The organism is Ornithinimicrobium ciconiae (genome assembly GCF_007197575.1).
Taxonomy (GTDB): domain Bacteria; phylum Actinomycetota; class Actinomycetes; order Actinomycetales; family Dermatophilaceae; genus Ornithinicoccus; species Ornithinicoccus ciconiae.
Window position 1 is genome coordinate 1,912,182 of sequence record NZ_CP041616.1, and the last position, 19,217, is coordinate 1,931,398.

The window sequence follows — 19,217 nt, forward strand, 5'->3', positions numbered from 1 at the left end:
GTGGAGGGGTGAGCGCCGTGCCCGACAAGGTCGAGTCGGCGGGGCCCGGGGTGATCGCCGACCTGCGCTCCGACACCCTCACCCGCCCCACCGAGGCGATGCGGCAGGCGATGGCCTGGGCCGAGGTCGGCGACGACGTGTATGCCGAGGACCCGACCGTTCTGGCCCTCCAGCGCCAGGTGGCCGATCTGCTCGGTCACGAGGACGCGCTCTTCACACCCACCGGGTCGATGGCCAACCAGCTGGGAGTGCGCCTGCACGTGGCGCCCGGCCAGGAACTGGTCACCGACGACCTGGCGCACGTGCTCCGCGCCGAGATGGGGGCTGCTGCCGTGCTCAGCGGCATCTCCGCCCGCAGCTATCCGACGGTCGGTGGCCTGCTGGACGTGGACGCCGCGATGACCCTGGCGGTCACCGACGGCGGCGCCTATCAGGTCGGCACGTCCTGCGTGGTGGTCGAGAACACCCACAACTTTGGCGGTGGCACCGTCCAGCCGCTGGAGTCGATGCAGGAGCTGCACCGGCGTGCCCACGAGCGCGGCATGGCCGTCCACCTGGATGGTGCCCGGCTCTGGAACGCCCACGTCGCCACGGGCGTCCCGCTCGCGGACTACGCCGCGTGCGCCGACACCGTGTCGGTCTGCCTGAGCAAGGGGTTGGGTGCCCCGGTCGGCTCCCTCCTCGTCGGATCTGCCGACCGTATGGCGGAGGCCCGGGTCTGGCGGAAGCGTTTCGGTGGTGGGATGCGCCAGGTGGGGATCCTGGCGGCGGCTGGCCGGTATGCGCTGGAGCACCAGCTGGAGCGGCTCGCCGAGGACCACGCACGGTGCCAGCAGGTCGCGCAGGCTGTGGTGGCGGTGCGTCCCGACGCAGTCGACCCCACCGCGGTGCACACCAACATCCTGGTCCTCCAGGTCGCCCCGGCCGGCTGGACCGGCGCAGACTTCATCGCGGCCGCGGGGGAGCGGGGCGTCCTGGGGTATGCCACAGGGCCGGGCAGCGTCCGTTTCGTGTGGCACCTGGACGTCGACGACGCCCAGACCGACCACGCAGCCGCTGTCCTCGGCGAACTGCTGTCGTCGCGCGACTGATCAGACGACCTCGAGGACGATCTCGGTGCCCTTGGGCACCATCTCGCCGGGCTCGATGCTCTGGCGCCGGACCGTGCCGAAGTAGCCGCCGATCAGGTCCTCCCGGGTGACCGTGAACCCGGCCTCGGTGAGCACCTCCTCGGCCTCGGAGAACTGGTCGCCCACGACGCTGGGGACCTCGACCAGCTCAGGGCCCTTGGAGATCGTCAGCGTGACCGGGTCGTTGCGGTAGCCGGTGCCCGACGCGGGACTCTGGGAGACCACGTGGCCCTCGTCGACGGAGTCGCTGAAGACCCGGTCGGGACTGACCGACACGGTGAACCCGGCGTCGTTGAGCGTCTCCTCGGCGTCCTCCTGCGGCTGGCCGGTGACGTCACTGATCTCGATCGGCTCGCGGCCCTTGCTGACCGTGAGCGTGACCTCGGCCTCCGGCTTGAGCTCGGCACCCTCCTGCGGCTCGACCGAGATGACCTGGCCCTTGGGGATCGACTCGTCAAAGACCAGGTCCGGCTCGGCCATCGTGAGGTTGGCGTCGGCGATCATGGGCTCCGCCTGCTCGAGCGTGCGACCGATGACGGGCGGGACGGCATACCTCTCCGGCCCCTGGGAGACGGTGAGGGTGACGTCGGTGCCGTGCCGCAGCGAGGTGCCGGGCTCGTGCGAGGCGGCCATCACCACGTCCGCAGCCATTGTCTCGGAGTAGGCCAGCTCGACCACGGTGTCCAGCTCCTCGGCGTCCAGCGCCTCGGTGGCCTCGGTCTGGGTGAGGCCGACCAGCGTGGGGACGGGGGAGTGCACCCCGGGACCCTCGGTGAAGTACCAGGCGGCCCCGGCACCGCCGGCGCCGATGAGGACCAGGAGTATGCCGAGCAGCCAGCCAGCGACACTCAACCGTCGGCGGGGGCGCCGGGGGGCAGCGCTGGCGCGCACCGGCCTGGCGGGGCGCGCGGGCCGGTTGCCGTGGGTGCGCGCGTAGTGCTCCGGGGCGGCGCGGGGCACCGCCATGGTGTCGGCGGCCCGCAGCGGGCGGGTGTGGTCAAAAGCCTGGGTCAGGTCGCCGTCGTCCGGCAGCCGCTGCCCCGGCAGGGCGTCCAGCTCCCCGTCGGACAGCTGACCGACGGAGTGACGCAACTGGGTCAGCGCCGCGGACCCGTCAGTGGGCCGGCGCTCGGGATCGGTGGCCGAGGCCCACTGGATGAAGGCGTCGATTTCGGCGGGGACGGTGGCGACCTGGTCCGCGGCGCGGGGGACGTCGTGGTGCACGTGGGCATAGGCCACCTGCACCGGGCTGTCACCGGGGAAGGCCTTGACACCGGTGAGCAGCTCATAGAACAACAGGCCCGCGGAGTAGATGTCGCTGCGCTCGTCCGTGCGGCCCCGCTGGACCTGCTCGGGTGCCAGGTAGGCCGCTGTGCCCCAGACCAGCTCGTTGCTCTGGCTCGCGGTGGCAGCGGTGACCGCCCTGGCCAGGCCGAAGTCGGCGACCTTGACCATGCCGTCGGTGCGGATCAGGACGTTCTCGGGCTTGACGTCGCGGTGCGCCAGGCCTGCCTCGTGGGCCGCGGCGAGCGCCTGCAGCACCGGGTCGAGATAGGCGGCGGCGTCCCGCACGCTGTGGGCACCGTGCTCCTTGATGACCTCGCGCAGGGTGTGGCCCTCGACGAGCTCCATGGCGAGGAAGACGTAGCCGTCGTCCTCGCCCTGGTCGAAGACGGACACCACGTGCGGGTGGGACAGCCGTGCGGCGGTGCGGGCCTCCTGACGGAAGCGCGTGACGAACTCGTCGTCACCGGCGAGGTGGGCGTGCATGATCTTGAGCGCGACCTTGCGTTCCAGGCGCAGGTCGGTGGCGCTGTAGACCGAGGCCATGCCGCCCTTGGCGAGCAGGGACTCGACGCGGTATCGACCGTCGAGGACGCGGTCGATCACGGCGGAGGTCGCAGTGCTCACTCCTTGAGGATACGGAGCCTGAGCAGGAAAACCGCGGAGGCGGGCGCTGCGGGCGGGCGGTGGCACTGTCGTGCCGGTGCTCGAGCGCGCTGTGACACACTGACGCCGTGGTGAATGTGAGCAGTGAAACCTCCGGTTCCACCCCGGAGACAAACCCTGACGACCTGACGAACTGGCTGGCCGTGCCGGACATCATGGAGTTGACCGGCGCCTCCCTGGCGCAGGTGAAGACCTGGCTGCAGGAGCGCGAGCTCATTGGTGTCCGCCGTGGCCCCAACAAGGCGCTCTATGTGCCCGCCTCCTTCCTCACCGAGGAGGGTCCGCTCTTCGCGCTGCGCGGGACGGTCACGGTGCTGAGCGACGGCGGCTATCGCGATGAGGAGATCATCGCCTGGCTCCACGAGGCCGATGACACCCTGCCCGGTGGCAGCGCCATCGAGTCGCTGCGGGCCGGCAGCAAGACCGAGGTGCGCCGCCGCGCGCAGGAGATGGCGCTCTAGTCCTCAGCCGGTCAGGACCCAGCGCAGCGCGGTTGTCCGGGCTCAGCGTGAGGAGTCACCGGTCCGGGCCACGAGCTCGATCTCGATCCGCGCACCCAGCGGCAGCTCCGCCACGGCCACCGTGGTGCGTGCCGGGTAGGGAGCCGTGAAGATCGTGGCATAGACCTCGTTGAGGTCGGCGAAGTCCGCCATCGACGTCAGATAGACGTTCACCTTGATGACGTCAGCGAAGGTGGCGTTCGCGGCGGAGAGCACCCGTTCGAGGTTGGCGAAGACCCGTCGTGTCTGGGCAGCCACGTCGCCGTCAACGAGGGCGCCCGTCGCCGGATCGATCGGGGTCTGCCCGGACAGGAAGAGCAGGCCGGACGCCTCGTCCCGAGCCGCGACCGAGTACGGTCCGATGGGTTGCGGGGCATCGGCCGCTGAGATGGGGGTGTGGCCCACGGGGTCCACCTTTCGTCGAAGGTGCTCCCGAGGGTAGACGGCACACCCTTAGGGTCCTGCGTGGCCCTCCGCCGCCCCAGCACCCCCAGTGCCGCCGACCCGCAGCCGGCCTCGTGCCGAGGGCGTCGTCAGGTCGCGCGGGCGGTGCTGATCTCCACGAGGTCGGCCAGGGCAGCGCGGCCCTCCTCGGTCAGTCCGGGAGTCTGGGACAGGGCGTTGCGGGCGGCGTCGGCAGCCTGCGCGATCATCGTCTCGGTCGCGCTGACGGCACCGACGCGCTCGAGGAGGTCACGGCATACAGCCACCTGCTCGTCGCTCAGATCTGGCCGACCCAGCAGGTCCAGCAGGGTGTTGCCGTCCTGCTCGCTGCCCAGTCCGAGAGCGTGGGCGATCAGCACGGTCCGCTTGCCCTCGCGCAGGTCGTCGCCGGCCGGCTTGCCGGTGGTCTCCGGGTCGCCATAGACCCCCAGGACGTCGTCGCGGATCTGGAACGCCTCGCCGAGAGCCAGACCGTATGCCGACAGGCCGGCAAGCGTGTCCGCCCCCGCTCCCGCAGCGTGTGCACCGATCAGGAGAGGCTGCTCGACGCTGTATTTCCCACTCTTGTAACGGATCACGGTGCGGCAACGGGCGAGACGCTCGGTGTAGTCCAGGTCTTCCCAGCCCTGGGCGGCGTCCAGGACGTCGAGATATTGACCGCCCATCAGCTGGGTGCGCATGGTGTCGAATTCATCTCTGGCAGCAGCGATCTCACCTGCTGGCAACCCCGAGGTCGCAAAGGCGCTGTCGCACCAGGTGAGGCAGAGGTTGCCGGCCAGGATCGCGGCGGCGTGGCCGAAGCGGTCGGACTCCCCGGACCAGGACTGCTGTTGGTGGTCGGCGGCAAAGGTGCGGTGTGCGGTGGGTCGACCCCGCCGCAGGTCGGAGTCGTCCATGACGTCGTCGTGCAGCAGGGCGGCAGCCTGGAACAGCTCCATCGAGCTCGCGGCGCGGATCAGTTCGGGGGAGTCGGCGCCACCCAGTGCGCGATAGCCCCAGTAGAGGAAGGCCGCGCGCAGCCGCTTGCCGCCGCTGAGCAGCGCGGCCACCTCGTCGATGAGACGGGTGACCTGGGGGCCCAGCTCAGTCAGGATCTGACGCTGGTGGACGAGGTCCGCGTCGAGCGCCTCCTGCACGCGCTCGCGCAGACGCGGCACATCGATGGGATGGGGAGTGGGCACGGGATGAGCCTACGGCGTCGGCATCGCGAGGGGCTCAGGGGTTGAGGACTGTCGGTGGCATGTCGTACATTCGTTCTATCGAACAAAGATGCGATATGCCGGGTGGAGATGTCGCTCTGGGTGGTCTTGAGAGGGCCATCGAGGAGCAGTCAACCAGTCCGGTCCGACAGTGCAACGAGCTTTCTGGAGGTGCGATGAGCCGACGTTATGCAGACCCGGTTGAGGTGCGGGTCGGTGGACTGCAGATCGGACGGTTGCCGGTGCTTCCCGCCGGGGTCGACGCGAGCGCTGCGCCCACCGCGTTTATCTGGCGTGGGCGGTTGCACGTCGTGCAATCCGTGCTGGATCACTGGACCCAGCGGTTGTCTTGGTGGCGCGCGCCCTCGGGAGAGGACCCGTCGGGGCAGGAGGACTCTGCCGCTCTGGGCGAGGACGCAGACGGCCACCGGGACGAGGCCCGTGAGCGGTTTCCGGAGTTGGAGCGTGAGGTCTGGCGGGTGGAGGCCAGCGCGGGACGACTGATGCAGACCGGGATCTATGACCTGACCAAGGACGACCGGTGGCGCCTGGTGCGCGTCGCCGACTGAGGAGGAGCGATGACCACAGTGACCGAAGGCACGAGGTCCCAGAGTGTGAGGTCCCAGAGTGTGAGGTCCCGGGGCGGGAGGGCCCGGGGTGTGGCGTCCCAGGGAGCGGTTTCCCAGGAAGCGGTGTCCCAGGGGGCGGTGTCCGAGATGCCGCTCGCATCGTCAGCGAGCACCGTGCTGGATCTGCTCGACCGGTCCCGGGCGGGGCTGGTCCAGGCCTGCCAGAGCCAGAGCACGGCTCAGCGCTACACCGAGGCGCACCTGGCTGCGCTGCGGGCGGCCGCTGCACTGATCGCGGCCCGCACCGTCACCACGGGCCGATCCCGTCCCCGCAGCGTGTGGGAGGTGCTGCCGCGACTGGCGCCGGAGCTCAGCGAGTGGGCGACGTTCTTTGCCTCGAGCGGTCGCCGGCGGCTGGCGCTGGAGCGTGGCTCCGGCATGGTCAGCCCGCGGGAGGCCGATGACCTGGTGCGCCAGTGCGAGACCTTCCTTGAGCTGGTCCGCGGCGCGCTGCACCTGCCGTTTGCCGAGCCGCTGCCCGGTGAGCTGGCTCCGACCACACCCTGGTGACCTCCATGACACAAGAGTTTGTGCACCTGCACGTCGCTTCGAGCCACTCGATGCGTTACGGCGCCTCGACACCCGAGGCGTTGGTGGAGCGTGCCGTCCAGGAGGGACAGTCGATGCTCGCGCTGACCGACCGGGACGGTGCCTACGGGGCGGTCCGGTTCGTGCAGGCGTGTGCCCGGGCGGAGATCTCTGCGGTCCTGGGTGTTGACCTGGCTGTCGTCGAGCCTGCGGCCGGGCCCGGTGCCGGGTCGCCCGACGGTCGGGGAGCCCGCTTCCCGGACCGGCCGTTGGATGGCCGAGTCCAAACCGCCGGGATCCGGTGGAACGGAGCGGAGGCGGCTGGCGATGGCCGTGCCACCGGAGCCGACGGGTTCACCGGACTCAGCAGGTCGGGTGGGTCGGGCGTGACCCGCCCCACCCGCGCCCAGCCGGTCAAGGGGGGTGCCCTGGTGGATGACCAGCACCCGCGGGTGACCGTGCTGGCCCGGGGACAGGCGGCCGGTCTGGAGCCCGGCCTGGGTTGGTCCCGGCTCTGTCGCCTCATCACCCACACCCACTTGGCAGGGGAGCGTGGCAGCCCTCGGACCCACCGCGGGCTGCTGGCCCGCGCCGCGGCGCCGGTCGGCGAGCGGGAGGAGGCTGTCAGCCCGGTGGTGGTGCTGCTCGGACCCGACTCCGACGTGGGCCGGGCCCTGCTGCGCCGCAGGGTCGGACTGGCCCGTGAGCTGCTGCACCGGTGGCAGCAGTCGTTGCCGGCCGGGGCACTGGCGATCGAGGTCGTGTGCCACGGCGGCCCAGAGGACAGCCCGGCCAGCCTGCAACACGCTGCCCGGTTGTGGTCGCTGGCCCTGGAAGCTGGCCTGCCCGCGGTGCTGACCGCCGCAGTGCGGCACGCCACCGCGGAGCAGGCGCGGGTCGTGGACATCCTCGACGCGGCCCGCCGCATGGTCGCCCTCGACGAGCGGCACCTGGACCGGGTCAGCACCGCCGGCCACCTGGCCGGCACGGGAGCGATGCGTGCGATCGCAGAGCGGGTCGCCGACGCGGTCGGCCCGTCGGTCCGGGCGGCCGACCTGTTGGCGGCCACCGACGCGCTGGCGCGAGAGTGCGTGCAGAGCCCGCGCAGCGACCTGGGCATCGGGGACGTCCATCTGCCCGAGCCTGAGGTGGTCGGGGTCAGCGGCACCGGGGAGGCCCAACAGGTCCTCACCGAACGCGTCCGCGCGGCGATCACCGACCGCTACGCAGGACACCCGTCGGCATACCTCACGCGGGTGCACGACCGGCTTGATGAGGAGCTGCGGGTCATCGCGGGTCTGGGCTACCCGACCTACTTCCTGACCGTCTCCACGGTGTGCGACCTGATCCGCGAGATGGGCGTGCGGGTGGCCGCGCGCGGGTCGGGGGCCGGCAGCCTGGTGAACTATCTGCTCGGCATCAGCGGTGTTGACCCGATCCGGCACGACCTGCTGATGGAGCGGTTCTGCTCCCCGTTGCGTGCTGAGCTGCCGGACATCGACATCGACGTGGAGTCCGCCCGCCGCACCGAGATCTATGAGCAGATCCTCGAGCGGTTCGGCTCCGAGCGGGTGACCTGCGTGTCGATGATGGAGACCTACCGGGTGCGGCACGCGATCCGCGACGTCGCCGCCACGATGGGCCTGCCGCCGGGGGAGATCGACGTGATCGCCAAGGCGTTCCCGCACATCCGGGCCAAGGACGCCCGCGCTGCCATCCGCGACCTTCCCGAGCTGCGCAGGCACGGGTTCGACGCCCCGCGGATGCAGATGATGTTCGAGATGGTCGAGAGCCTGGACGGGCTGCCGCGGCACATCGCGCTGCACCCGTGCGGGGTGATCCTGTCCAACACCGCACTGCTGGACCGCACGCCCGTGGAGGCGAGCTGGCTGGGCTTCCCGATGAGCCAGTTCGACAAGGACGATGTCGAGGACCTGGGGCTGCTCAAGCTCGATGTGCTCGGCATCCGCATGCAGTCGGCGATGGCTCACGCGGTCGCCGAGGTGGAACGGGTCGACGGGGTGCACATCGACCTGGATGACCAGCAGCAGGTGCCCTACGACGACATCAAGACGTTCTCGCTGATCCAGTCGACGCGCACCCTGGGCTGCTTCCAGATCGAGTCGCCGGGGCAGCGCGAGCTCATCGGCAAATTCGGCCCCGAGACCTTCGGCGACATCATCATCGACATCTCACTGTTCCGGCCCGGGCCGGTGAAGTCCGACATGGTGCGGCCCTTCCTCAACGCACGGCAGGGGTGGGACGAGCCGCACTACCTGCACCCCTCGCTGATTCCCTATCTGGAGGAGACCGGCGGGGTCGTCGTCTTCCACGAGCAGGTGCTGCACCTGGTCGCCGAGACCACCGGCGTCACCCTCGCGCAGGCCGACGAGGTCCGCCGGGCACTGGGCACCCCACAGGGGCAGGCCGAGGTCGAGTCCTGGTGGCGCCCCGCAGCAGCAGCCCGGGGCTACTCAGCGCAGGACATCGACACGATCTGGGACGTGTTGGCGGCCTTCGCCTCGTTCGGGTTCTGCAAGGCGCACGCGGCGGCCTTCGCGGTGCCGACCTTCCACTCCGCGTGGCTCAAGACGCACCACACCGCGGCCTTCCTGGCCGGGGTGCTGACCCACGACCCCGGGATGTATCCCAAACGGTTGATCCTGGAGGAGGCCCGCGCCATGGGCGTGCACGTCCTCGGGCTGGACGTCAACGCCTCGGGGGAGAACTATCGAGTCGAACGGGTCACCGACGAGTGGTCCTCTGCCAGCGAGAGGCCAAGGCGACCGCCTCGGGCTGGACGCGGAGACATCGTCGACGCGCACATGGCACAGGTGGAGCAGCGGGCCTCGCGTTATGGCGTCCGGCTCTCGCTCGCCGAGGTCAAGGGCATCAGCAACGACGAGGTCGCCCGGATCATCGCCGGTCAGCCCTACCACTCGCTCGGTGACCTCTGGCAACGGGCCCGCACCAGCCGTCCGGTCGTGGAGCGGCTGGTGCTGGCCGGAGGGTTCGACGAGCTGCACCGGGTGGGGACGGCCCGGTCCAGCACTGTGCGGCAGGGACCGACCCGGCGGGACCTGCTCCTGCACGTGGCCGAACTGGACCGGTGGAGCCGCCCCACGGTGTCCCGGGGACGCTCGCGGGCACGACAGGTCGCGCCTGTGCTGCCTGGATCATCGGCGTCATCGGCGTCATCAGGATCATCGGCGTCATCAGGGTCATCAAGGCCGGGGGAGGGGGCAGGTGAGATCGCGGCCCGCACCGGTGCCCAGGCCAGGGGACGCCGGAGCTGGCACCCCCGGCAGGCAGATCCGACCCAGCTGACCCTTGACCTCGGCGATGAGCCGGTGCTGCGCTCTGGCAGCGGGTTGCCGGAGATGACACCCCAGGAGCAGATGCTGGCTGAGCTGGAGGTGCTCGGCATGGACGTCAGCTCTCACGTGACCACCACCTTCCAGCCGATGCTGCAGGCGCTCGGGGTGGTCCCGGCCAACCAGCTGCTGACCCAACGCAGCCGCAGCGAGGTGCTGATCGCCGGAGCAAAGGTCGCCACCCAGACACCTCCGATCCGCTCGGGGCGACGGGTCGTCTTCCTCACCCTGGAGGACGGCACCGGCCCCAGTGACGCCACCTTCTTCGAAGACGTGCAGGGACCATTCGCCGAGACCGTCTTCCACTCCTTCCTGCTGGTGGTGCGCGGCATCACCCGGCGGACCGGTCCGCGGGGCATCTCGGTGCGTGCCACCGGTGCCTGGGAGATGACCGCGCTGGGTCGTGCCTTCGACACCGGCGGCATCGAGGCAGTGCGTGAGCTGATGGACTCTGCCGAGCACGATGCCGTGGCCGGGGCGGAGCAGGCAGAGGAGGACGCGCGCCGGGCGGACCAGCAGCAGGGCCGCCGAGTGCTGCTGCACGCCTCCGGGTTCAAGCAGTCGCCCTATGCCGACACCAAGCCGGCCGGCCCGGGCAGCAAGCTGTGGCACTCCAGCCCAGGCAGCGCGGGGTGGTGAGCGAGGTGGTGGATGACCGCGGGTGCACGATCCTGCACGTCGACATGGACGCCTTCTATGCCGCAGCGTCCCTGATCGACCGGCCCGAGCTGGTCGGCAAGCCGGTCGTCATCGGTGGTGGGATGCGCAGCGTCGTGCTGTCGGCGACCTACGAGGCCCGTGCCTACGGCATCCGGTCCGGCATCCCGATGGCCCGGGCGCGGCGGCTGTGCCCGCAGGCCGAGATCGTCCGGCCCGACTACGACCGCTACAGCGCGATCTCCTCCGCGGTGATGGCCGTCTTCCGCGAGGTCACCCACCTGGTGGAGCCGGTCTCGATGGAGGAGGCCTTTCTGGACGTCTCCGCCGCGCGACGGCGTCTGGGTGGTCCTGCCCAGATCGGGCAGTGGATCCGCGACACGATCGCCGACGAGCAGCAGATCACCTGCTCGGTCGGCGGGGCCCCGACCAAGGTGGTGGCCAAGATGGCCTCCCGCGCGGCCAAGCCCGACGGGATGCTCATGGTGCCGCCGCACAAGGTGGTGGACTTCCTGCACCCGCTGCCGGTCAGCGCGCTGTGGGGAGTGGGGCAGAGCACCGAGGCCGCGCTGCACCGGCTCGGGTTGCGCACGGTGGCTGACATCGCGCACCTTCCGATGGCCACGCTGACTCGGGCGATGGGGCACAACGGTGCCGTCCAGCTGCGCGACCTGGCCTGGGGGCGTGATGCGGGGCGGGTCACCCCGGTCCGGACCGAGCGCAGTGTCGGCTCCTCGGAGACCTTCCACCAGGACGTCGACGACCCCGCCGTCCTGAGACGGCAGTTGTTGCGGCTCAGTGACCGCAGCGCCACCCGGATGCGCCACTCCGGGCTGCTGGCCCGCACCGTGGTGCTGACCGTCCGGTTCTCCGACTTCACCACCATCACCCGGTCGCGCACCATGCGAGAGAGCACCGACGTCACCCGCGACATCTTCGCCACGGCCACCGCGTTGTATGCCGCACTCGGACTCCAACGGGCCCGGATTCGGTTGCTCGGGGTCCGGCTCGAGGGACTCACCGAGGCCGAGCACACCCCGGTGCAGGGTCGGCTGGACGAGCCCGAGCACGGGTGGCGGGACGCCGAGCGGGCGATGGACCGTGCGGCGCAGCGGTTTGGCAGCGGGATCGTGCGCCCGGCCAGCCTGGTCGTCCGGGACGAGGCACGCCGCGACGTCGAGGGTCGAGCGCCTCGGACCGAACGGGCACCGGGGGACTCGGCGAGACGGTGGGGCGCGGCGGCCTGGTCTCCACGCGGTGGATCCACCGAGGTCAGCGGGGTGCGGTGAGCGCCACAGCCCGGTCAGGAAACCTTTTTGACTCGTGGAGCGTCTTGAGGGTAGAGCCCCGGCTACCGCTGGAGCGGTTCCGGGCCTATCCTAGAAGAAGGGACGTCGTCGTCAGCACGGCGCCGACGTCACCGCCGTCACTCCACCGTGGCGGACAGAAGTCGACCGTCAGGGAGGTCACCGTGCCGCTCTCCGAGCACGAGCAGCGAGTTCTCGAGCAGATGGAGCAGGCGCTCTACGCCGAGGATCCGCGCTTCGCCACGTCCTTGGTCGGCAAGAGCGAGGCCCGCGCCAGGCGGCGCCGTGCGGCGCTCGGCCTACTCATCGCGATCGCCGGTCTGGCCATGGTCCTGCTCGCAGTCACCCTGCACCAGATCTGGATCGGCGGCCTCGGTTTCGCCGCGATGGTCTTTGGCGGCGTCTGGGCCATGACCTCTCCGCGGACCAAGGGCGCCACCCTTGGCACCGTCGACGCCAAGGGCAATGTCACCCTTCACGCCAAGGCCGGGGGCAAGAGCGGCAAGACCACCGGCGGCAAGACCACCGGTGGCAAGAACACCGGCCACCGGAACACCGGACTGATGGACCGCTTCGAGGAGCGCTGGGACAAGCGCCGCGAAGACGGCCCCTTCTAGACCAAACCCTCACTCGGCTTACGGCACGCCCCACGATGCACCGCGTCGTGGGGCGTGCCGTGCTTTCTGGAGGGGGACCCTCAGGCTGGTCACCGCCACACGTATCGTGCGTCAGAACGACAAGTTCGGAGGTGGCACGCTGACCAGGCAGGTGGATCTCGACCCCTCTGCGGTCGAGGTGCGGGAGTTCTGGATCCCGATGGCAGACGGCGTGCGGCTGCGAGCCCGTGCCTGGCTGCCCAGTAGCGCCGGGCGAGACCCTGTGCCGGTGCTCCTGGAGTACCTGCCCTACCGCCTGGATGACTGGACGTCGGTGCGGGACTCCGAGCGGCACCCCTACTACGCGGCGCACGGTTACGCCTCGGTGCGTGTCGACATACGCGGCAGTGGCAGTTCTGACGGACTGTTCGAGGACGAGTACTCCGTGGCCGAGCTCGACGACGGGGTCGCCGTCGTCGAGTGGCTCGCCGCTCAGCCGTGGTCCACCGGCGCCGTCGGGATATTCGGCATCTCCTGGGGCGGGTTCAACGCCCTGCAGATTGCCGAGCGTGCGCCGGAGGCTCTCAAGGCGATCGTCACCGTCTGCTCGACGGACGATCGCTATGACAACGATGTCCACTACATGGGTGGGGCGGTCCTGGCGGTCGACATGGCGTCCTGGGCGGGAACCATGTTGGCGTTTGCGTCCCGACCGCCGCGGCCGGAGGTCGTCGGCTCCGGTTGGGTGGACCGTTGGCACGAACGCCTGGAGAGGCAACGCCCGCTCGCGCCGGTGTGGCTGGGACACCAGGAACGGGACGACTACTGGCGCCGTGGCAGCGTCTGTGAGAACTACGCAGGTATCCGGGCGGCCGTCCTGGCGGTCGGCGGCTGGGCCGACCCCTATCGAGGTGCCGTGCTGCGGTTGCTGGAGAACCTCGGGTCGCCAGTGAAGGGGATCATCGGACCCTGGTCGCACCAGTACCCCGATCGTGGCCTGGCTCCCGGCCCGGGGATCGACTTCCTGGGGGAGACGTTGCGCTGGTGGGACCGCTGGCTCAAGGACATCGACACAGGGGTGGAGGACGACCCCGCGCTGCGGGCCTGGGTCAACGACCCGGTGGCGCCCGCTCCGTATGTCGAGGAGCAGCCTGGGCGGTGGGTCGGGGTGCCATGGCCCGGGTCGGCTCCCGCCCGGCAGATGTCGCTCGGCACCGACCGGGTCCAGGTGTGCTCGCCCTGGGCCACGGGGCAGGACGCTGGCCGCTACTTCCCATTCGGCAACGCGGCGGACCTGCCCCCGGACCAGCGGGCCGAAGACGGCCGATCAGTGTGCATCGACATCCCGGTCCACGACGAGCCGCTCGACCTGCTCGGACGGGCCGTCGTCAGGTTGCGGCTGAACTCCACACACGACAGGGGGCACGTGATCGTCCGCCTGTGCGACGTCGCACCCGACGGCTCGTCGACCCTGGTGACCCGTGGGGTCCTCAACCTGCTGAAGCGCAATGGAATGGACTCGGTCGCACCCCTGGTGCCGCAGGAGGACGTCGACGTCGAGGTGCCCCTCGTGGCCGTCGGCTACCGGTTCCCACCGGGCCACCGGATCAGGATCGCCCTGAGTAATCACTACTGGCCCTGGGTGTGGCCGCACTCCGTTGAGGACACCCTCGAGGTCGACCTGGCCGCGAGCTCGGCGGTGCTGCCGCTGGCGGCGCCCGACGCTGTCTCCGTCGAGTTCGGTCCCGCCGTCCATGCCAGACCCATCACGATCACCGCCCCCGATGACGCGGGGGACCCCGTCCCGCCTCGCGTCGTCCGCCACGACGTGGCACTCGGAGAGACCACGGTGGAGGTGGACCCCGGATACGGAGACACCCGCGGCTACCCCGACGGGCTGCAGGTCCTGGAGTCCGCCCGGGAGGTGTGTCAGGTGCGCGAAGGGGCCCCGACCTCTCCGCGCACCGAGTCTCACTGGCAGGTGCGACTGGCGAATGACGGGTGGGTCGCCGAAGTGGAGACCCGATCGGTGATCACCTGTGACGCCGACACGTTCATCGTGGAGAACACGGTGCGCGCGACGGCCGAACGAGAGGGCGTGGAGGAGATGGTCTTCGAGCGCACCTATCGTGATCTGGTGCCCAGGACGTCAGCGTGACAGCGCTGCTGTCCGACCGGTCGGCGTGAGCCCCACCACAATTCGGGCGTGAGTCCCACCACACTTCGGCACCAATGCTCCACGATCTGACTCAACCTGCGCTTGACTGCTCGAATGACCGCACGGCCGCAGTCGGCATCCGAATCCGAGACCTCGTTGACCCGCCCGGAGCGCCTTGACCGGCTCCCGTTCACCCGCAAGCACGGCCGGCTCTTGACCGGATCCGGCATCGGCTGGGCCCTGGATGCCATGGACGTCGGGCTGATCTCCTTCGTCATGGCAGCCCTGGCCGCACAGTGGCAGCTGACCCAGACCGAGCAGAGCTGGCTTGGGTCCATCGGGTTCGTCGGCATGGCCCTCGGTGCCTCGCTCGGTGGTCTGCTCGCTGACAAGATCGGCCGCCGCTCCGTCTTCGCGCTCACCCTGCTGGTCTACGGCGTGGCCACCGGGGCCTCGGCGCTCGCGGGCAGCCTGGCCGTCCTGCTGGCGCTGCGCTTCGTCGTCGGCCTGGGGCTGGGGGCTGAGCTGCCGGTGGCCTCCACACTGGTCAGCGAGTTCGCGCCCGCCAAGATCCGCGGCCGGGTCGTCGTCATCCTTGAGGCGTTCTGGGCCGTCGGGTGGCTGCTGGCCGCACTGATCGCCTACTTCATCATCCCGCTGTCCGACGACGGCTGGCGCTGGGCCTTCGCGCTCGGCCTGGTCCCGGCCCTCTATGCCATCGTCATCCGCCGGGGCCTGCCCGAGTCGGTCCGGTTCCTGGAGACCAAGGGGCGCGACGCCGAGGCAGAAGCGATCGTCCGTGACTTCGAGGCCTCGGCCGGCGTCGCGTCACCATCCGTGCTCGAGACCGAGCCGGCGACCGGAGCGACCGTCGCCCAGGCGTCTCAGGCGTCTCAGGCGTCTCAGCCGTCCCAGGAGTCTCAGGCGGCACCAGCTGGCACCACGGCTGAGCAGCTGCCGGCCCCGGGGCTGAGCCACCTGTTCGGCCCTCTCCTGCGCCGGCGCACCGCTGCCCTCTGGCTGACCTGGTTTGGCGTCAACTTCGCCTACTACGGCGCCTTCATCTGGATCCCGTCCCTGCTGCACGACGGTGGCTTCACGCTGGTGAAGTCCTTCCAGTTCACCCTCATCATCACCATCGCCCAGCTGCCCGGCTACGCCCTGGCGGCGGTGCTCATCGAGACCTGGGGGAGGCGCGCCACCCTGGCGACCTTCCTCGCCGGGTCGGCTGTCTCGGCGGTGATGTTTGGTCAGGCGGAGTCCGACACGATGATCCTGGTCACCGGGTGTGCGCTGTCGATGTTCAACCTGGGTGCCTGGGGGGCTCTGTATGCCGTGACTCCCGAGGTCTATCCGACGCAGATCCGCGCGACAGGCGCGGGCTGGGCGGCGGCGTTCGGCCGGATCGCCTCGATCGTGGCGCCCCTGCTCGTGCCCGTGCTGTTCCGAAGCGGGGGACTCGGGCTGGTGTTTGCGGTGCTCGGCGGTACGTTCCTGCTGGCGATGGTGTCGGCACTCTTCCTGCCCGAGATGGCCGGGGAAGACCTCGACGAGTAGCTCGTCAGTCGCGGCCCAGGCCGCACGCCCGGGGGAAAGTCAGGTCCAGAAGATCACGGCGGCCACCCACAGGCCGATGATCAGCATGGCCGTCACGAACTCGATCAGCATGTTCATGCCAACCGCCTTGAGGGCGTGCTTGGTGGCGCCCCAGGCCTGAGCGCGGCCACCGCGTCGGGACAGCTCGACCAGGAAGATGCCCAGCGGGAACCCGATGAAGGCGCCCACGACGGGAATCAGGAAGGCGCACGGAATCGCCACCAGGACACCGACGACCAGGGTGGAGGTCTTGACCCCGGCAGCCTTCATCCGCTTGCCGGGGATCGCGAACTCGAGCACCAGGCACGCGGCGAACAGCGCGCCGGTCAGCGCGAGCACCCACCACGCCGCTGGGGTCTGCTGCTCCAGTGCCCAGACCAGGACCGCGGCGACGATGAGCAGCAGCCCTGGGAGCACCGGGATCACGATCCCGAGGAGCCCCACCAGGAAGACGGGGATGACGATCCACTCAACAGCTGACATGCGGGTCCTCGACGCTCGACGGGTCGCCTGGGGATGACAAACGACCGGTGGCCCGAGGGCCACCGGTCGTCAGTGTGTCAGGTGTGCGGGTCGGCCCGCACATGGACGGTATGCCGTCAGTTCATCCCGCGCCCATCGGCTCCGGGGTGCCGGCGGTCTCGTGCAGTCGGTGGGACTCGTCCTGGATCTTCACGTCGTCCAGGTCCTTCAGCTTCTCTTCGTACTTGCGCCCGTGGTGAGCGCAGAAGAGGAGCTCAAGGCCCTCCCCGAGCGTGACACGGACGTAGGCCTGCGCACCGCAGCGATCGCAGCGGTCCGCCACCGTCAGTTCAGGTGCAAGGGTGGTGTTCACGTCGATCTCCCTCTCTGGTCGCAACGCCTATCTCTCACTGTGCATAACAGTCAAGCACGTCCTGCTGTTCCACAGAGGGCCAAACGCCGCCCACCGCGGCATTTTCGCTCTCGGCACAACGACGGACGCACCTGTCCGGAGCGGCCCCGCCGCGCCTGGTCGGCCGTGTCGGCGTGCGGGGTTAGCCTGCTGGTGCACGTTCCACAGCAGAAGGAGACCCACCCGTGGCGCAGGACTACTCGGCCAGGCACCTGCAGGTCCTCGAGGGCCTGGAGGCTGTCCGCAAGCGCCCCGGCATGTATGTCGGCTCGACCGACTCCCGCGGTCTGATGCACTGTCTGTGGGAGATCATCGACAACTCCGTGGACGAGGCGCTCGGCACCTTCGGTGACCGGATCGAGGTGATCCTGCTGCCCGACGGGTCCGTCGAGGTGCGCGACAACGGACGCGGCATCCCCATCGACGTCGAGCCACGCACCGGTCTGACCGGTGTCGAGGTGGTCTTCACCAAGTTGCACGCCGGGGGCAAGTTCGGGGGCGGCTCCTACACCGCCTCAGGAGGCTTGCACGGAGTGGGAGCCTCGGTGGTCAACGCGCTCTCGTCACGACTGGACGTCGAGGTGGACCGGGGTGGCAAGACGCACCTGATGAGTTTTCGACGCGGGGAGCCTGGCGTCTTCACCGACAAGGGTGAGCCCAGCCCGGATGCGCCCTTCGAGCCCTTCGAGAAGACCTCGGTGCTGCGCACCAAGGGCCGCCTCAAGCGCGGCGTGAGCGGCACCCGCATCCGCTACTGGTCCGACCCGCAGATCTTCCTCAAGTCCGCCCAGTTCTCCTACGACGAGCTGGTCTCGCGGGCCCGCCAGACCGCCTTCCTGGTGCCGGGCCTGACGATGGTGATCCGGGACGAGCGGGGGGAGGAGCCCAGCGAGGAGACCTTCTCGTATGACGGGGGCATCACCGAGTTCGTCGACTTCCTGGCAGCAGACCCGCCGGTCACCGACACCTGGCGCCTGCAGGGCAGCGGCACGTTCACCGAGACCGTGCCGGTCCTGGACTCCAAGGGGCACATGAGCCCCAAGGAGGTGGAGCGAGAGTGCGAGGTCGACGTCGCGGTCCGCTGGGGGACCGGCTACGAGACGACCACCCGCAGTTTTGTCAACATCATCGCCACACCCAAGGGCGGCACCCACGTCGCGGGCTTCGAGCAGTCCGTGCTCAAGGTCTTCAAGAAGCAGCTCGAGAGCAACTCCCGACGGCTCAAGGTCGGCAACGACAAGGTGGAGAAGGACGACATCCTGGCCGGGCTGACGGCGGTGGTCACGGTGCGTCTCGCCGAGCCACAGTTCGAGGGCCAGACCAAGGAGGTGCTGGGCACCAGCGCCGTCCGGGCGATCGTCTCGAGGGTCATGGAGAAGGAACTGACAGGCATCCTCACCTCGACCAAGCGGGACCAGAAGGCCCAGGCCAGCCAGTTGCTGGAAAAGGTCGTCGCCGAGATGAAGTCTCGAATCTCCGCACGCATGCACAAGGAGACGCAGCGGCGCAAGAACGCGCTCGAGTCCTCGACCCTGCCGGCCAAGCTGGCGGACTGCCGCTCCACCGACCACGACAAGACCGAGCTGTTCATCGTCGAGGGGGACAGCGCCCTGGGCACCGCCAAGCTGGCGCGCACCTCCGACTACCAGGCGCTGCTGCCGATCCGGGGCAAGATCCTCAACGTCCAGAAGGCCTCGGTCTCAGACATGCTCAACAACGCCGAGTGCGGCGCGATCATCCAGGTCATCGGGGCAGGCTCTGGGCGCACCTTCGACGTGGACATGGCGCGCTACGGCAAGGTCATCATCATGACCGACGCGGATGTCGATGGCGCCCACATCCGCACCCTGCTGCTGACGCTGTTCTTCCGCTACATGCGGCCCCTAGTCGCGGCGGGCCGGGTCTTCGCGGCGATGCCACCGTTGCACCGCATCGAGGTCAGTGCCTCAGGGCGCCGTCCCAAGGAGATGATCTACACCTACTCCGAGCAGGAAATGCGCAAGAAGGTCGCCGCGCTGACCAAGCAGGGCCGCACCATCAAGCAGCCGATGCAGCGCTACAAGGGCCTGGGCGAGATGGACGCCGACCAGCTGGCCGAGACCACGATGGACCCGCGCTACCGCACCCTGCGCAGGGTCACCCTCGACGACGCGGCGGGGGCAGAGCTGGTGTTTGACCTGCTGATGGGCTCGGACGTCGCTCCGCGCAAGGACTTCATCATCTCCAGGTCCGACGAGCTGGACCGCGACCGCATCGACGCCTGACACCAGGTCCG

15 protein-coding genes are annotated in these 19,217 nt (G+C 69.7%); 10 read left to right on the top strand and 5 right to left on the bottom strand.

What is annotated here, in order from left to right; translation table 11 throughout:
* Positions 1–8: 8 nt before the first annotated feature.
* The gene (locus tag FNH13_RS08705) at positions 9–1,091 is read left to right on the top strand and encodes a threonine aldolase family protein (RefSeq protein ID WP_228266665.1); all 1,083 of its coding nucleotides are present in this window, start codon (positions 9–11) and stop codon (positions 1,089–1,091) included.
* Here the strand turns inward: FNH13_RS08705 and pknB are convergent, their stop codons facing one another.
* The gene (gene pknB / locus FNH13_RS08710) at positions 1,092–3,041 is read right to left on the bottom strand and encodes a Stk1 family PASTA domain-containing Ser/Thr kinase (RefSeq protein WP_165700064.1); all 1,950 of its coding nucleotides are present in this window, start codon (positions 3,039–3,041) and stop codon (positions 1,092–1,094) included.
* A 107-nt stretch (positions 3,042–3,148) separates the two neighbouring features.
* Between pknB and FNH13_RS08715 the strand changes: the two genes are divergently transcribed.
* A complete protein-coding gene (locus FNH13_RS08715) occupies positions 3,149–3,541 on the top strand; it encodes an Rv2175c family DNA-binding protein (protein WP_228266666.1) in 393 nt (130 codons plus the stop codon).
* Between the two features lie 42 nt (positions 3,542–3,583).
* Here the strand turns inward: FNH13_RS08715 and FNH13_RS08720 are convergent, their stop codons facing one another.
* Positions 3,584–3,985 carry a Rid family detoxifying hydrolase gene (locus FNH13_RS08720; RefSeq protein WP_143783092.1) on the bottom strand — a complete coding sequence of 134 codons (402 nt, stop codon included), beginning with the start codon at positions 3,983–3,985 and terminating at the stop codon, positions 3,584–3,586.
* 128 nt (positions 3,986–4,113) lie between these two features.
* Positions 4,114–5,205 (bottom strand): polyprenyl synthetase family protein, encoded by a 1,092-nt coding sequence (locus tag FNH13_RS08725; protein WP_143783093.1) that lies wholly within the window; start codon positions 5,203–5,205, stop codon positions 4,114–4,116.
* A 194-nt stretch (positions 5,206–5,399) separates the two neighbouring features.
* Between FNH13_RS08725 and FNH13_RS08730 the strand changes: the two genes are divergently transcribed.
* The 7 genes from FNH13_RS08730 to FNH13_RS08760 all read left to right on the top strand — a co-directional run bounded on the left by FNH13_RS08730 (position 5,400) and on the right by FNH13_RS08760 (position 16,029).
* Positions 5,400–5,792, top strand: coding sequence for a DUF6504 family protein (locus FNH13_RS08730; protein ID WP_143783094.1), 393 nt, complete (start codon positions 5,400–5,402; stop codon positions 5,790–5,792).
* A 147-nt stretch (positions 5,793–5,939) separates the two neighbouring features.
* Positions 5,940–6,362, top strand: coding sequence for an SAV_6107 family HEPN domain-containing protein (locus FNH13_RS08735; RefSeq protein ID WP_143783095.1), 423 nt, complete (start codon positions 5,940–5,942; stop codon positions 6,360–6,362).
* A 5-nt stretch (positions 6,363–6,367) separates the two neighbouring features.
* A complete protein-coding gene (locus FNH13_RS08740) occupies positions 6,368–10,393 on the top strand; it encodes a DNA polymerase III subunit alpha (protein ID WP_143783096.1) in 4,026 nt (1,341 codons plus the stop codon).
* On the top strand, positions 10,360–11,700 hold the full coding sequence (dinB, locus tag FNH13_RS08745) for a DNA polymerase IV (RefSeq protein ID WP_228266667.1): 1,341 nt from the start codon (positions 10,360–10,362) through the stop codon (positions 11,698–11,700). The genes FNH13_RS08740 and dinB overlap by 34 nt, the downstream gene beginning before the upstream one ends.
* Before the next feature lie 182 nt (positions 11,701–11,882).
* Positions 11,883–12,335: a DUF3040 domain-containing protein gene (locus FNH13_RS08750; protein WP_143783097.1), complete on the top strand. Its 453-nt coding sequence runs from the start codon at positions 11,883–11,885 to the stop codon at positions 12,333–12,335.
* Positions 12,336–12,441: 106 nt separating this feature from the next.
* Positions 12,442–14,472 carry a CocE/NonD family hydrolase gene (locus tag FNH13_RS08755; protein WP_228266668.1) on the top strand — a complete coding sequence of 677 codons (2,031 nt, stop codon included), beginning with the start codon at positions 12,442–12,444 and terminating at the stop codon, positions 14,470–14,472.
* A 114-nt stretch (positions 14,473–14,586) separates the two neighbouring features.
* The gene (locus tag FNH13_RS08760) at positions 14,587–16,029 is read left to right on the top strand and encodes an MFS transporter (RefSeq protein ID WP_143783098.1); all 1,443 of its coding nucleotides are present in this window, start codon (positions 14,587–14,589) and stop codon (positions 16,027–16,029) included.
* 39 nt (positions 16,030–16,068) lie between these two features.
* Here the strand turns inward: FNH13_RS08760 and FNH13_RS08765 are convergent, their stop codons facing one another.
* Both FNH13_RS08765 and FNH13_RS08770 read right to left on the bottom strand, forming a co-directional pair.
* Complete coding sequence (locus tag FNH13_RS08765) at positions 16,069–16,551, bottom strand: DUF456 domain-containing protein (RefSeq protein ID WP_143783099.1); 483 nt, start codon at positions 16,549–16,551, stop codon at positions 16,069–16,071.
* A gap of 121 nt (positions 16,552–16,672) precedes the next feature.
* Positions 16,673–16,903, bottom strand: coding sequence for a DUF7455 domain-containing protein (locus FNH13_RS08770; protein WP_143783100.1), 231 nt, complete (start codon positions 16,901–16,903; stop codon positions 16,673–16,675).
* Between the two features lie 224 nt (positions 16,904–17,127).
* Here FNH13_RS08770 and FNH13_RS08775 point away from each other — a divergent pair, with 224 nt between their 5' ends.
* Entirely contained in the window at positions 17,128–19,206 is a 2,079-nt protein-coding gene (locus FNH13_RS08775) for a DNA gyrase/topoisomerase IV subunit B (protein WP_143783101.1), read from the top strand.
* Positions 19,207–19,217: the final 11 nt, after the last annotated feature.